This is a genomic window from Patescibacteria group bacterium, from assembly GCA_034520665.1.
Taxonomy (GTDB): domain Bacteria; phylum Patescibacteriota; class Patescibacteriia; order JAXHNJ01; family JAXHNJ01; genus JAXHNJ01.
Window position 1 is genome coordinate 553,954 of sequence record JAXHNJ010000002.1, and the last position, 14,649, is coordinate 568,602.

The following is a 14,649-nucleotide window of genomic DNA, read 5'->3' on the forward strand; positions in this document are numbered from 1 at the left end:
ACTTGACGAAAGAGATTATTTTTATTAGAATAAACTATCTAACGTTATATTTTTTTATGTCCAAAAAAGAAGAAAAATCTGAAAAAAAGTCTGACTCTGATTCCAAAGAGGAAGTAACCAAAGAAGAGAAAAAGACTATTGAATTGCCGGAAAAAATTACGGTTAAGAATTTAGCGGAAAAAATAAAAATGCCGGTAACTGAAGTTATTGCTGAGTTGATGAAAAATGGAGTGCTAGCTTCTCAGAATGAAAGTATTGATTTTGAGACGGCTTCTATTATTGCTGATGAGATGGGTTTTGAGGCCAATCAAGTGAAAAAGGCTGATAAAGTGGAAGAAAAAAAAGATGCTAAATTAGAAGAAGCTTTAGAGCAAAGCCAAGAAGAAAATTTGGTACTCCGCCCGCCAGTGGTGGTAGTTTTGGGTCATGTTGATCATGGCAAGACTCTGTTATTGGACGCTATTCGCGAAACTAAAGTCATTGATACGGAGCATGGTGGTATTACTCAACATATTGGGGCTTACCAAGTCAAAGAAAAAAGTCAGCTAATAACTTTTATTGATACACCTGGCCATGCTGCTTTTACAGCTATGCGTTCAAGAGGAGCTAAAATAGCTGATATCGCTATTTTGGTTATTGCGGCTGATGACAGTATCAAGCCCCAAACCAAAGAAGCTCTGCAAATTATTAAAGCGGCTAAGATCCCTTATATAATAGCTATTAATAAAATTGATAAGGCTGAAGCTGATGTCAATCGGGTGATGAAAGACCTGGCTGATCATGATTTACTGCCAGAAGAATGGGGTGGAGATACTATTACTGTAGAAGTTTCTGCTTTAGAAAAGAAAGGTTTGGATGACCTTTTATCCATGGTGCTTTTGGTTTATGATATGGAAAAAGATTATATCAAAGCTGATCCCTCTGGTCAGGCTATAGGCTCAATTATTGAAAGTCATATTGACAAAGGTGAAGGACCAGTGGCCACGGTTTTAATTCATTCAGGTACTTTAGAGGTAGGTAATGATGTGACAGTGGGTGATGTTTGGGGTCGTATTAAAGCCATGAAGGATTTTAAGGGTGGCGAAATCGAAAAAGCTAAACCTTCAACGCCAGTTAAAATACTCGGTCTTAAAGGTTTGCCAGTAGTCGGGGATATAATTTCAGTAACCGAAGATTTAAAAGAGTTTAAAAAGAAAGCCAAACAATATCGCCATGACAAACATTTGATTAAACCAAGCGAGACAAGAATTGAAACCAAAAAGCAAAAAGACGAAGAGGAAGAAAAGACTGAAGAAAAAGAAGAAAAAAGAGAAGACAGTTTAAAATTAATACTGAAAGCCGATAACCTGGGCTCTCTGGAAGCAATTATGGAAAGCCTGAAAAAATATCAGCATGAAGAAGTAAGACTGGTTGTGGTTTACAGTGGTCTGGGCAATATCACCGAAGCTGATATGTTAAAAGCTGAAGCTACCGGCGCTATAGTCCGTGGTTTTAATGTTTCCGCCAATAAATCAGCAGAAAACCTGGCTCATGAAAAGGGAATGGAGTATAAAATTTATAAAGTTATTTACGAGCTTTTTGAAGAAATAAAATTAAAAATGGAAGAACTTTTAAAGCCCACAATAGAAGAAAAATTAATAGGACGTATGAAAGTTTTAGCTGTATTCCGGACAGAGAAAAAATTAATGATTGTTGGCGGGCGGGTAACTTACGGAAAATTTGAAACTGGCATGAAAGCTAAAGTTTTAAGAAACAAGGAGGAAATTGGACGAGGCAAAATTACAAAATTACAAATAGAAGACAAGGCAGTTAAAGAAGTAGAAAAAGGCCGAGAATGTGGTGTCACCTTTAAGGGTAAAGTAAAAATTGAGGAAAACGATACCATTGAGGTTTTTGAGGAGGAAAAAATATATAAAAAGATTAATATTAATAATGCCTAGTCGTCGTATAAAAAAAGTTAATGAACTTATACGTCAGGAATTATCTGATATAATCAGACAGGAAATTGAATGGCCTGAGGGTTGTTTAGTGACTGTAAAAAAGGCAGATACTGCGGCTGATTTAGAGGAGACAAAAATAGGGGTTTCTGTGCTACCGACTGAAAAAAGAGATAAAATTTTAAACTTACTCAAAAAGAATATTTATCAAATTCAGCAGAGTTTAAACCATAAATTAGTCATGAGGGTAGTGCCTAAGCTTGATTTTTATATTGATAAAAGTGAAGAAAAAGCCCAGCGCATAAACCATTTGCTTGACAAAGTAAGTAAAAAAAGATAATATTGCTTGTTAAGTAATATTTTAAAATGACTGAAATAAAACAAAATTTTAACAAGCTTAATCAGTTAATATTATCTTCAGAGAAAATATTAGTTTCTACTCATGAAAAACCCGACGGAGACGCTATTGGCTCTATGCTTTCTTTGGCTTATTATTTTGAAGATATTAAACAAGAATATCTTTGTTTTACCGAAAATGAAATTATTGATAATTTTTATTTCCTGCCGGGAGTAGAAAGAATAAAAAATGAAATTAAAGAAATTAATGATTTTGATCTGATTATTTTTGTTGATGTCGGTGATGTAAAAAGGGCTGATATTTTTTCTTACCTAAAAAAGGCTGATTTAAGACAAATAAAAATGGTTAATATAGACCATCATTATACGATTCTGGGTGATTATGCCTCTGATTTTGATTTAAATATTATTAATTTAGAAGTTTCCTCTGTTTCTGAAATTATATATTATTTTTTTGATTATATCGGAGCCGAAAATAATAAAGAAAAGGCCACTAATTTATTGACCGGCATACTAACAGATACGGGCTGTTTTTCTAATTTGGGTACTACGGTAAACTCTTTTTCAGTAGCGGCTAATCTTCTTAATAAAGGAGCTAATTTAAAAAAGATTTGTGATAAAACTATGAAAAAAAATAATATTATTACTTTCCGACTTTGGGGAAGAGCTTTATCAAGACTGAAAAAAAATAAAAAGACCGGCGTAGTCACTTCTATTATTACCCAAAAAGATCTAAAAGAATGCGGTGCTAGCTCGGACTCAACCGAAGGTATTAGTAATTTTTTAAATTCATTAGCTGAAGCCAAGTTCACTCTTTTGTTAAAAGAGGAAGAGGAGGGTCTGATTAAGGGCTCTCTGCGCACGACCAGAAATGATGTGGATGTTTCTAAGGTAGCGGCTCATTTTGGCGGCGGCGGCCACAAAAAAGCAGCCGGTTTTTCGGTTAAAGGTAAATTAGTCGAAACTAAGGATGGTTGGAAAATAAAATAAGTCTTTTTAATTTGATATTTAGACCCTAATAAGTTATAATAATTAAACCATTAATCCTTATTATTTATGAGTGATATAAAAGACCAAACCTTAATTCCGATGGTTGTGGAAAAATCAGCCCGCGGAGAAAGAGCTTATGATATTTATTCACGTCTTTTAAAAGAAAGAATAATATTTTTGGGTTCAGCCATTTCTGATCCCTTGGCTAATAATATTATCGCTCAGCTTTTGTTTTTAGAAAGCGAAGATAAAGATAAAGATATTAAACTCTATATAAATACCCCGGGCGGTTCAGTCACGGCTGGCATGGCTATTTATGACACTATGCAGTATGTTAAGCCTGACGTCACTACTATTTGTGTCGGCTTAGCGGCTTCTATGGGGGCAGTGCTTTTATCAGCTGGTAAAAAAGGTAAAAGATTGGCTCTACCTAATTCAGAAGTTCTACTGCATCAGGTTATGGGAGAAGCCGGCGGACAAGCTACTGATATTAAAATTAGAGCCGAGCATATTTTAAATATTAAAGAACGGCTTAACAAAATACTTTCTTCTCATACCGGCCAATCATTAAAAAAGATAGAAAAAGATACCGACCGCGATTTTTTTATGTCAGTTAGTGAGGCCAAAAAATATGGCTTGATTGATAAGATAATCAGGCGAAAATAATAAATAAAACAGCCTAATAATAAAGGGTTAAGGGGCTGTTTTTTGTTTGAAATAATAAGATATTGACTAATTTTTGCTCAAATCTTGCCAACTTATGAAATTTATGTTATTATTGTTTAAGCTAATTAATCAATAATTTCATGATAATTCATAAAATAATAAGAATCGCCAAAAAGGTGTTTTCAAAAGGGCAAGTTTTTGCTTTTTTTGTACTTGAATTTTATGGATTGAGGAACCAAACATATGACAACTTCAATTTGGATCATACTTTTAGCTGTCGGTATTCCAGGAGGTATTTTAGCCGGCTACTTTGCCCGCAAATTTTGGGCTATACGCGAATCCAGCACAGCCGAATCAAAGGCTAAAAAGTTAATTGATCAAGCAAAATCAAAACAAAAAGAAATCCTTATCAAAGCCAAGGATAAATCTCTTAAGGTAATTGATGAGGCTAAAAAAGAAGTCCAGGAAAGAAGGAGCGAAATTAAGCATCAACAAAACCGTCTTGAAAAAAGAGAGGCGCTTTTTGATCAGAAAATTCTTGATTTGGAAGATAAGCAGCAAAGATTGATTGATAAAGCCGGTAAGCTGGAAAAAATTAAAGGAAAAATACAGGAAATAAAAGATGAACAAATAGAAAAATTACAGAAGATTGCGGAACTTTCAAAAGACGAAGCTAAAAAAGTTTTGTTGGAAAATACTGAGAATAGGATGAAAGACGAAATTTTAGCTCGTATCAGAAAGTTACAAAGTCAAGGTCAGGAAAAATTAGAAAAAGAAGCTCATAATATTCTCTCGGCGGTTATCCAGAGGATTGCTTCTTCTCATGTTTCGGAAACCACCACTACGGTAGTTAATCTTCCCTCGGATGATATGAAGGGAAGGATAATCGGACGGGAAGGCCGCAATATCAAAACTATTGAAAGATTAACTGGTGTAGAAATTATTGTTGACGACACTCCGGAAGCTATTGTTATTTCTGGCTTTAATCCAATTAGGCGTCATCTGGCCAAGCGCGCTTTGGATAAACTAATTGCTGACGGACGGATTCATCCGGGCCGCATTGAAAAAACTATTGAAAAAGCTAAAAAAGAATTAGCGGCTGATATTAGAAAAGCTGGTGAAGAAGCCGCTTATAAAGTGGGTGTAGCCGGACTTGATCCTAAATTAGTTAAAATTTTAGGTCGTTTAAAATACCGCACTTCCTACGGACAAAATGTACTGCAGCACTCTATTGAAGTCTCTGAAGTAGCGGCTCTTTTAGCCAAAGAGTTGGAAGCAGACGCCAGTATTTGTAAAAAAGCGGGGTTATTGCATGATATCGGTAAAGCGGTTGATCATGAAATACAAGGGGGTCATCCGGAAATAGGCTATGATATTATTAAAAAATTTGGTTTATCAGAAGAGATTGCCTACGCGGCTAAAGCTCATCATGATGATAACCCGAAAACCTTGGAAGCCATTATTGTTAAAGTGGCTGATGCTATTTCCGGCGGACGGCCAGGAGCTCGCAAAGACACCTATGAAAATTATTTACAGAGATTAGAAGAACTGGAAAACGTAGCCAAGTCTTTTGAAGGAGTAGAAAAATCATACGCTGTTCAAGCCGGTCGGGAAATCAGAGTTTTTGTGATGCCTAATGAAGTGGACGATTATAAAGCTACAAAAATGGCGGCTGAAATTGCTAAAAAGGTAGAAGATGAGCTGCGTTATCCCGGTGAGATTAAGGTTAATGTTATTCGGGAAAAGCGAGTGATTGAGTACGCGCGGTAAGTTAGTTAGTGAGTAGTTGAATAGTTAGTCATTTAGTTGGTTATTAGTCAATTAAGTTAATAAAATTATGAAATTAAAAATAGTTTTCTTTGGTGATATTATCGGCAAACCCGGACGGCTAGCCTTAAAAAAATTATTGCCGGAATTAAAAAAAGAGCTGAAACCGCATTTAATAGTGGCTAATGCGGAAAATTTAGCTCATGGAGTGGGTATTACAGCTAAGACTTTGGAAGAAATGAAAGAAGCCGGCGTTGATTTTTTTACCAGCGGTAACCATATTTTTGATAAAAAGGAAGCCGAAGAATTATTAGATTTAAAAGAGATTAATGTTATTCGGCCGGCTAATTATCCGCCTGAGACACCGGGTCCGGAAGCCAAAATCCTAGATATTGAAGGAAATAAGGTACTTATGGTAAACTTAATGGGCCGGGTCTTCATGAAGGAAGACTTTGACTGCCCTTTTCGTAAATTTGATCAGGTTTATAAAAAGTATAAAAAAGAAGAAGCAATTATTATAGTAGATTTTCACGCCGAGGCTACTTCGGAAAAAATAGCCTTTGGTCATTTTACAGATGGACGGGCTACGGCTGTGGTCGGGACTCACACTCATGTGCCAACAGCTGATAATCAAATTTTAAAAGAAGGCACTGGTTATATTTCCGACATTGGTATGGTTGGGGTTAAAAGTAGTGTTATCGGAGTGGATAAGGAAAACGTCATCAAAATGTTTAAAAGCCAAAGGCCTCTGCGCCATGAAATACCGGAAGATAAGGAAATTCAGGTTAATGCAGTTTATCTGGAAATTGACACCAAAAGCAAAAAAGTCAAGAAAATCGAGCGAGTAGATAAATTTATTAAAATTTAAATATAATTAACAAAGGAGATATAAAAAATATGAATAAAGCAAAGCTTTGCGAAAAATTAGCCGAAAGAGTTGGTATAACCAAAAAACAGTGTGAAGATGTAATGGATACTTTTGAGGAAATTACTATTGAAGAGCTGAAAAAAGGTGAAACAGTCACTTTAACCGGTTTTGGCACTTTTCGCGCTCGCAAAAGAGAATCCCGCATGGGAGTTAACCCGCAAAATCCTTCCGAGAAAATTCGTATTCCGACCGTGATTGTACCCAAGTTCAAGGCTGGTAAAAAACTGAAAGATTCTCTTAAAGAAGAAAGTCCTGAAGAAAATTCTGAAGAAACTCCGTCATCTCCAGAGCAGGAATAAATATAGATTTAAAAAAGCATAATAAAAAATCCTCTTTATAAAATAAAGGGGGTTTTTTTATAAGCGTTGAAAACGTCTAATCGCTTCGCTTGTTGAAGGTGTTCAAGACGCCTTAATATTATTAGAGAATTTTTATCAATTCGTCACGGCTCGGAGCAAACGGAGCGGAAAAATTTCACTAAAACATTCACAAAGATCTTTCCTCTATAATAGTGGCGTAAAGAAAATAGACCGGACTAAAGTCCGTATGAAAATAATATTTTCTTTTTTCCTAGCCACTTTCCTGCCCGACAACGGCTTCGCCGTTAGGCGAAGACAGGCGGGAGTGGCGTACTCATGAAATAGAAAATAAGGTTATACCGACGCCCCCCTTTTACCACTTCGTCCGATCATTAAAGAGTAGATGTCAGTCGCGACTGACATCTACGGATAGCAGGCCGCATGGAGAAATCCTGTTAAATTAACCATAAGGTTCTCTCCACTTGGGTCGAGAGGGGATAGTAATGGTTAAACCTTGTCGGCAAACTTTTTTTAGTAAAAGCTCCAAAGGAAAACTTCGCCCTAAATTATGAAAGGAAAATAGCTGGTTTGCCGTAGGCGCGGATAAAGGCTTGACCCCTTCTTTTCACAAAAGGCGATGGCTTGACCCAGGCTAACTTTAGCGCTAGAGTAAAAGAGAAATAATATTCTAAAAATATTATGAATAGAGAAAGAGAAAAAGGAATTGATTTTGAAAAGCAACAAAGGCTTTTTGAAATAGAAAAAGAAGTGGCAGAGATGGAAGATAATCTGGGCAAAGAAATAGATCCGGGTATCCGCGAAACTTTGGTTTCTGTTAAAGCCCACGATTTACCGACTTCTCAGTCCTGCGAAGGCCATAATCATCGGGGCGAAGCTTTGCCCTGGATCCAGATAGAAAATCCAGCCCCGGCTGGTTGGGAGGAAGATGATAATAAAAAAGAGCTTTGGTGCCGGTGGAATAAAAGGGATGCCGATAAATTACAGATTTTATTAGATGAATGGTATGAGGAAAGAAATAAACAGGGGCAAGAAGTTCGAGATAAACTAAAATTAGATTTAATGCCAATAAGCCAGTATCAAGCGGTCAGGCTAGAGCCAAAAGCCCAAGCTGAAATTTCCGGTAAAGGCAAAGTTACCAAAAAAATGAAAAAAGAAAGGGAAAAACAAGACCTTGAGCCTTATAAAAAAGAGATGAAGGATTTTGGGCAGTGGTTAAGAAATAAGTTTTTAGAAGAATAATATTACACGGCTTTTTAAGGCGGTTTTTGTTTGCTTGCAAGCCGTAGCCTTGGCGAAGGCTTGACCCATGCTAACTTTAGCGCTAAACTAAAGGGGGTTTATTTTTAGCTTTAAACTAAAAAATACTAATTATTAATTCTAATTAAATGGCAATTTTCGACAAATTAAAATCAATAGGAAGTGTTTTAAAAGAGGCAAATAAAATTGAAGAGTATAAACAAATTATTGAAATTCAACAAGAGTTATTAAATCTTACACAAAAAAATGCGAGTCTAATTGATAAAAATAAAAACTTAAAAGAAAAACTAAAGCTTAAAGAAAAAATAGTATTTGAATACGACTCTTATTGGACAGTGGAAGAAGGAAGTAAAAAGGGCCCTTACTGTACTGCCTGCTGGGATAATAAAAATAAATTAATCAGGTTACAAAGTTCTAAAACTGGATATCGTCGTTGCCCTATTTGTGACAATGTTTTTAATGTTGGTTTTCCAAATCGATAAAATTAAATTAAAAATTACAATCATCTAGTAAAGCGAGAAAATAAATATGTCTTTAGAAAAAATATATAGTAATTTTATTTTTTATAATATACAGTAGCTTAATAACTATTTTAAAAGTAATAAATGGTTAATTGAGTTATTAGCTTTAATTTATGTTGTGCAAACATTTTTTTATTCAGCAGATATTGAGAATTTTGATAATAATATACTTTCAGCCTTAAAAATTATTTTTTGGATAATTATATTATTAATTTCTTTTTTATTATATATAAAATCCGAAATCTCTATTAGTAGAAAAGAGGATAGTTTTAAGACCCCGTTATTGCGAGGGCCGATATTTGTTAAATATGTGTTAAGGGGAATATTTTTTATTATATTTTATACAACCTTAAAATTAGTATGGGCACAATTAAAAATTAATTATAATAATCATTTTTTAGTATTTTTATGGGTAACTCCAGGCTTTTTATTAATAATTGAGTTTGTAAAATATATTATAAGAGTAATTAAAAAATATATAAAAAAATAAAACCTTATCCAGAATTTTTAAAAACATATGAACCAAGAAGAATTTAGAAAAATTACTCAGGAATATGTAGAATTTGAAAAAAAATATAGTGATTGGGTGAGAAATAATGTACCAACATCATGGAGTAATAGGGGTGTCAAAAAGGTAGTTCCAATAACAAAAGAAGTATTAGATGAATGGACGAAAATGAAAAGCGTGTTAGAAGAAAAAGAAAAAAAGTTCCATGATGCTGCCTCTGAATTTATTTAAACTAGATAAATAGTTTATTATTTATATATAAACATGAATTTTTTTATGAGTTTATTTTTGTATTTATGTGAAAAAATATAACTAATTACTAATTATACTAAATATACTAAACTTATTAAGTACTAATTTTATATGAATATTGATTATAATGCTTTAAACGTGTATACAGATGGATCTTCTAAGGGTTCTCCACGGGTTGGAGGCATAGGCATTAGATTGGTCTTTCCTGAATCGTTAAGTAAATCAGATAATGTAAAAAATATTAATGTCCCCGGATATAAAAATGCAACTAATAATCAAATGGAGCTTCAAGCTTGTATTATTGCCTTAGAAAAAATAATGAAACTTGATGATCTAAAAAAAATTCAAAGAATTGTCATAAATACTGATTCAATGTATGTTGTGGGTAATTATAAAAAAGCTATTTGGAATTGGAGTAGAAATAAATGGAAAAAAAGTTCTGGGGGGCCAGTTCTTAATGCGGAGTTGTGGAAACAATTAATTAGAAACATGAAAAAAATTGGTGTAAGAGTTGATATATATTATGTTAAGGGACACTCAAAAAGTAAACATAATAAAGAAGCAGACAAATTGGCAAAAAAATCAGCTAATAAATGTAGAAACAAACAATTAAGTGTCGTTAATCTTAGAAGAAAATTATCTAATAAAAGTGTATTGTTGGGTAGTGTCAAAATGAGTGGACAGAAAATAAAAATAAGGATTATTAGCAGTTCCTACTTAAAAACTCAAAGAATAAAAAAATATAAATATGAAGTAATATCAAAAAAAAGTAAATTTTATAAATGCGTTGATCAGATATATGGAGATAAAAATATTAAAACTCTTCGAGTTGGTCATAGCTACTTGGTAAGTTTAAATAAAAATAATATGTACCCACAAGTATCAAAAGTATTTTGTGATATTACTGAAAAAAACTAAAAAACTTTCTTTCCTAACTCCCCCATTTGACTAATAAAAAAATATATTATACATTTTATAACCAGCTCTTTTTGATATAGCTTTATTAATCCATCCTTAACCCCACCCTTAACCTTGGAGGTGTTAATTTGGGCAGGCATAAATCAGTTATAGAAAAAGGTAAGCAAACTCCCGGCCAAGCCGCTTCGGCCGCCAGAAAGCGACGCAATCAGGCCAGAAATAAAGCGGCTCTTGAAGAAGAAGCCGAAAGACGTGGGCTGACCGTCAGCGAACTTGTTCAGGAAAAAACCCTGGTCACAAAGAAAATGATTGAGGAAGCAAGGAACAGGGAATTGCAGGAGAGACTAAAAAGGGAAAAGCGCCGAGAATATTATTCTGGCTTGTATTAATTTCATCCAAGAAAATCTATAGCGGTTGTCCATCTGGACAATCGCTTTTTTATTTTTCTAATTTTTTTTAAATTTTATGGTTTATCTTTTACTGGGAAGTGATTACTATTTTTTGAAATGGAATGGCTCGAAAGTTTTAGAATTTCATTAAAATTATCATTTTCGGCCGCTTTGTTTCGTTTCTCAAAGCCGCAGAGACTACAGCGATGGACAATAACGTATTCTCCGCTTTTAACCTTCACCCCGACTGGTTCCATCAATCCCTGACAACTTGCCTGGCGGTCACCAGGATTAATATCTACGTGTTTGCTCCAGAGACATTTTGGACAGTGATTGGTGTAACCGCTTCCCTGCACCAAAAATCCGCACCTTTCACAGGTAAAGTTTTCTTTAGTCCGTTGAAATTTCCGTGTTTTCATAATAGAATTTACCTCTTTTTTTACTTATCAAATATTTACTTCTGTCTTCTCTTTATCATAATCAGAAAATAAGAGCAAGGGGAAGGTAAAATAAATAATTAATTTATAAATTTTAAACCAATTTTAACTATTGTGATTTTTTTTTAATAAAAAAAGCCTGACTGAGGTGGTTGGGCTGGAAGTGAGGGAAGAAAAATACTTCGACTGATTAATTTTTTTATTTTCCCTTCAAGTCTCCTGATTAGAAGTTTTCCATAGTATTTGCTTGCATTTTTTATTAAAATATGATAAAATTAGACTGGAATAAGCTTTAAAGGTATAATACAGTACAAAAATGACCAAAAAACCAAGAAAAGGGGAATATTTAGAGATTTTATTAAGGTCTCCTAAAACAGTTTTTTCTGTAAAAGAGGCCGCTTTATTATGGCAAGAAGAATGTGAACAAAGAGTTTCGTTGAGATTGAATAAATACACTAAAGCTGACAAATTAATCAGATTACGTCGTGGTTTCTATGCTAAAGACGAAAACTATGATCGTTTTGAATTAGCCACAAAAATATACACTCCTTCTTATATCAGCTTTGAGACTGTATTAACCCGAACAGGTATAAATTTTCAGAAATATGAAAGTATTTTTGTGGCCTCGTATGTTACTAGAAATATTGAAGTTGACGGGCAAAAAATATCTTATATCCGCATAAAGGATTATGTTTTATCGAATATAAAAGGCATAAAAAACCAAAATGGTGTATCTATAGCCACAAAAGAAAGAGCTTTTTTGGACCGAATTTATATCAGCCAGGAATATCATTTTGATAATTTAAATGTTTTGAACTGGGATAAAGTTTTTCATATTTTGCCAATTTACGGTAACAAAAAAATGGAAGAAAGGGTGAATAAATATTTCAAAAATTATACAAAATCAAACATATGAGCGTTGATTATGCTAAACATAAAAATATCTTATTGCAGATTCTAAAAGATATCTATACTGATGTTACTATTGCTTCACACCTGGGATTTAAAGGCGGAACTGCTGCTTACTTGTTTTATGGACTTGACCGGGATTCCTTTGATTTAGATTTTGATTTACTGGATGAAAATAAAATAGAAATAATTTTTGAAAAAATTCATAAGATTATAAAAAACTACGGTAAAATCACTTATTCAAAAATAAAAAGATTTAATTTATTAAAAGTTATTTCATACGATGAAAAATTACAAAACATTAAAATTGAAATCAACCGCAGAAATTTTGGCTCCAGGTATGAATTAAAAACTCTATTGGGAATTTCCATGCTGGTTATGAAGAAGGAGGATATGTTTGCTCATAAATTAATGGCTATGCAAGAGCGAGTACATAAAACCAGTCGTGATATTTATGATGTCTGGTTTTTTCTAAAGAATAACTGGCCAATCAACCAAAAAATTGTGGAAAAGAGAGCAGAAACCTCCTATAAAGAGAGTTTGCAGAATTGTGTTAAACAAATAGAAAAAATAAAAAGCCGCGATTTATTGGTTGGCCTGGGCGAATCATTGTCTAAGTCTCAAAAAGACTGGGCTCGTGCTAAATTAAAATCAGAAATTATTTTTTTACTAAAAGCCCGACTAAAAAGTGAAAAATAAATTAGGATGAGTACAAAATTAATAAACCCTTGAAAAGAGTATTATTTTAAGAAATAATATTTTTGTTCCCAAGCCGGTATATTTTAAGAAACAAATGTTGAGCCAGCTAGAAAATAAACAATAAAAAAGGAACTAATAACAAATTTTAAAATATTGTGATTAATAAGCCCTGACCTTATCCCTGGGTTTTTTATTTTTACCAAAATAAAAAAGCCCTTTGATATTATCGCCGGGCTCGGGTTTTTAAATCAAGAGCTATTAGGGGAGGAGAAGCCGGTACCATTCATCGCGAATGTTAGCTTCGATTTCTCCTTTCATTAGCTTGAAAAGAAAGGGAAGATCAGCTTTGAAAAAAACCTCACTCTCCCTGACTTCTATCCAGCCGCTGATATTTTTGCCTTTGGCCTGAAAGCTAAAAGAACAGGTATAGCCTTGCCAGTTTTCTGAAAGGTTTTTGATCAGATCCTGGTGTGCTTTGGCCATGGCAGAGAGCAGCAGCTTGGCTTTAGCCAAGACCTCGTCTTTAGTCAGAGAATATGGTAGATGAACTTCCATCATTACCTCCTTTTTCTGATTCTGTAGGCGTCCAAAACAAAGAAAATTGAAGCTAATTGTTGAGCAAAAAGAATCGGATTCGTGCGGGCTAACATCAGTGCGGCACAGCAGCCGTTCATTAAGATAAACCAAAGGTAACCCTTGAAATTATCCTTAACTCCGAGCAGAAAAGTGCCGATGAGAAATCCCAAAGCCAGTCCGAGCTCCAAAATTTGCGTGTAGGAGCTTAAGCCTCTGAGTTTGTAGAAACTTAAGCCGATACCGATACTGGTAATAACTAGAGCGATCCAGTAGAACCATTTGGGCGGTCTGCCTTTTCTTTTTATAGCTAGGATGAGACCGGTAGCCATAGAAAAAGCGCCAGCCATTTCAACAAAGGCAGCAATAATATCATTGCCCGTGTAGAGAATATAAACCCAAGCTGGCAGGCCAATTAGGTAAACCGTCCAGGAAAGGATTTTATTAATCCTTTTTTTCTCTTGGTTTTGGCTTCTTTCGGCTCGTGAAAAAAAGATCTTGTTAGCTAGATAAAAAGCTCCAGCCCAAAGTTTAATCGGAGAAGCAATCATTATCTATCCTACTTTCGTTTTAAAAAAAGAGCTAACCAATTTTTAACTGAATAGCTTAACATGTTATTTTGGGTTTGTCAACTCCGCCTTTCGCGAAAGGCGGATAAAGCCTTTATTAAACTAATTGTCAGGTTGATGAGTCATGAGGCTTGCTAAGTGGCGTCTATAAATTCTATGATATTCTATCACTCTTCAAAGCTCAGGCTTAAGCCTTTGCCCCTCAGGGTGACAAGGCTTTGAAATTTGAAAATATATAAAAAACACCTCATTAAAAAAACGGAGTGTTTTTGTTTACAGGCCGTAATTTTGATGAAGGTGTGGTGAGCGCAGAAGAACTTGTCACCCTACGGGTGATCCGCCTCTGGCGGAAACCCCACTTACTTATTCTTTTTCTATAATCAAATAAATTATTGGTGGGCCGTGAGGGATTCGAACCCCCGACACCCTGCTTAAGAGGCAGGTGCTCTAACCAGCTGAGCTAACGGCCCATACAGATAATTAAGTCAATATATCGTTTAAAGTAAAAGGAGGAAAGGCGAAGCGGGCCGGTCTACCATTGTCCCTCTTCGGGGGGATCCGCCCTGTCTGCCACAGGCAGGCTCTGGCGGAAGCTATGTGCCCGCGTTTAAATTTATATTGAATTCCGGCTTTAGACCGAGATCTTCGATCC

Annotated in this window: 17 protein-coding genes and 1 tRNA gene; 14 read left to right on the forward strand and 4 right to left on the reverse strand. The window is 34.6% G+C overall.

Going from position 1 to position 14,649, the window contains the following annotated elements; all coding sequences use genetic code 11:
* Positions 1-56 precede the first annotated feature (56 nt).
* The 12 genes from infB to U5L76_05170 all read left to right on the forward strand — a co-directional run bounded on the left by infB (position 57) and on the right by U5L76_05170 (position 10,810).
* Positions 57-1,940: a translation initiation factor IF-2 gene (gene infB / locus U5L76_05115; GenBank protein ID MDZ7798947.1), complete on the forward strand. Its 1,884-nt coding sequence runs from the start codon at positions 57-59 to the stop codon at positions 1,938-1,940.
* Positions 1,933-2,277, forward strand: a complete 345-nt coding sequence (rbfA, locus tag U5L76_05120; protein MDZ7798948.1) for a 30S ribosome-binding factor RbfA — start codon at positions 1,933-1,935, stop codon at positions 2,275-2,277. Before infB ends, rbfA begins: the two co-directional genes overlap by 8 nt.
* A 26-nt stretch (positions 2,278-2,303) precedes the next feature.
* The gene (locus tag U5L76_05125) at positions 2,304-3,284 is read left to right on the forward strand and encodes a DHH family phosphoesterase (protein ID MDZ7798949.1); all 981 of its coding nucleotides are present in this window, start codon (positions 2,304-2,306) and stop codon (positions 3,282-3,284) included.
* Between the two features lie 66 nt (positions 3,285-3,350).
* Positions 3,351-3,950 (forward strand): ATP-dependent Clp endopeptidase proteolytic subunit ClpP, encoded by a 600-nt coding sequence (clpP, locus tag U5L76_05130; protein MDZ7798950.1) that lies wholly within the window; start codon positions 3,351-3,353, stop codon positions 3,948-3,950.
* Between the two features lie 243 nt (positions 3,951-4,193).
* Positions 4,194-5,720 carry a ribonuclease Y gene (gene rny / locus U5L76_05135; protein MDZ7798951.1) on the forward strand — a complete coding sequence of 509 codons (1,527 nt, stop codon included), beginning with the start codon at positions 4,194-4,196 and terminating at the stop codon, positions 5,718-5,720.
* Between the two features lie 67 nt (positions 5,721-5,787).
* Entirely contained in the window at positions 5,788-6,585 is a 798-nt protein-coding gene (locus U5L76_05140; protein MDZ7798952.1) for a TIGR00282 family metallophosphoesterase, read from the forward strand.
* 29 nt (positions 6,586-6,614) lie between these two features.
* A complete protein-coding gene (locus U5L76_05145) occupies positions 6,615-6,944 on the forward strand; it encodes an HU family DNA-binding protein (GenBank protein MDZ7798953.1) in 330 nt (109 codons plus the stop codon).
* Positions 6,945-7,643: 699 nt separating this feature from the next.
* Entirely contained in the window at positions 7,644-8,204 is a 561-nt protein-coding gene (locus U5L76_05150; protein ID MDZ7798954.1) for a hypothetical protein, read from the forward strand.
* A 146-nt stretch (positions 8,205-8,350) separates the two neighbouring features.
* Positions 8,351-8,704, forward strand: a complete 354-nt coding sequence (locus U5L76_05155) for a hypothetical protein (protein MDZ7798955.1) — start codon at positions 8,351-8,353, stop codon at positions 8,702-8,704.
* 556 nt (positions 8,705-9,260) lie between these two features.
* On the forward strand, positions 9,261-9,482 hold the full coding sequence (locus U5L76_05160; protein ID MDZ7798956.1) for a hypothetical protein: 222 nt from the start codon (positions 9,261-9,263) through the stop codon (positions 9,480-9,482).
* Positions 9,483-9,614: 132 nt separating this feature from the next.
* Positions 9,615-10,421 (forward strand): ribonuclease H, encoded by an 807-nt coding sequence (locus tag U5L76_05165; protein ID MDZ7798957.1) that lies wholly within the window; start codon positions 9,615-9,617, stop codon positions 10,419-10,421.
* A 128-nt stretch (positions 10,422-10,549) separates the two neighbouring features.
* Positions 10,550-10,810, forward strand: coding sequence for a hypothetical protein (locus tag U5L76_05170; protein ID MDZ7798958.1), 261 nt, complete (start codon positions 10,550-10,552; stop codon positions 10,808-10,810).
* Positions 10,811-10,884: 74 nt separating this feature from the next.
* Here the strand turns inward: U5L76_05170 and U5L76_05175 are convergent, their stop codons facing one another.
* Positions 10,885-11,229, reverse strand: coding sequence for an RNHCP domain-containing protein (locus U5L76_05175; protein MDZ7798959.1), 345 nt, complete (start codon positions 11,227-11,229; stop codon positions 10,885-10,887).
* 334 nt (positions 11,230-11,563) lie between these two features.
* On the opposite strand from U5L76_05175, the gene U5L76_05180 reads away from it, so the two are divergent.
* Positions 11,564-12,163 carry a hypothetical protein gene (locus tag U5L76_05180; GenBank protein ID MDZ7798960.1) on the forward strand — a complete coding sequence of 200 codons (600 nt, stop codon included), beginning with the start codon at positions 11,564-11,566 and terminating at the stop codon, positions 12,161-12,163.
* Complete coding sequence (locus U5L76_05185; protein MDZ7798961.1) at positions 12,160-12,855, forward strand: nucleotidyl transferase AbiEii/AbiGii toxin family protein; 696 nt, start codon at positions 12,160-12,162, stop codon at positions 12,853-12,855. Before U5L76_05180 ends, U5L76_05185 begins: the two co-directional genes overlap by 4 nt.
* 258 nt (positions 12,856-13,113) lie before the next feature.
* On the opposite strand, the gene U5L76_05190 is transcribed toward U5L76_05185, so the two are convergent.
* The 3 genes from U5L76_05190 to U5L76_05200 all read right to left on the reverse strand — a co-directional run bounded on the left by U5L76_05190 (position 13,114) and on the right by U5L76_05200 (position 14,467).
* The gene (locus tag U5L76_05190) at positions 13,114-13,413 is read right to left on the reverse strand and encodes a polyhydroxyalkanoic acid system family protein (GenBank protein ID MDZ7798962.1); all 300 of its coding nucleotides are present in this window, start codon (positions 13,411-13,413) and stop codon (positions 13,114-13,116) included.
* On the reverse strand, positions 13,413-13,979 hold the full coding sequence (locus U5L76_05195) for a 7TM diverse intracellular signaling domain-containing protein (GenBank protein ID MDZ7798963.1): 567 nt from the start codon (positions 13,977-13,979) through the stop codon (positions 13,413-13,415). The genes U5L76_05190 and U5L76_05195 overlap by 1 nt, the downstream gene beginning before the upstream one ends.
* Positions 13,980-14,390: 411 nt before the next feature.
* A tRNA-Lys gene (locus U5L76_05200) sits at positions 14,391-14,467 on the reverse strand.
* Positions 14,468-14,649: the final 182 nt, after the last annotated feature.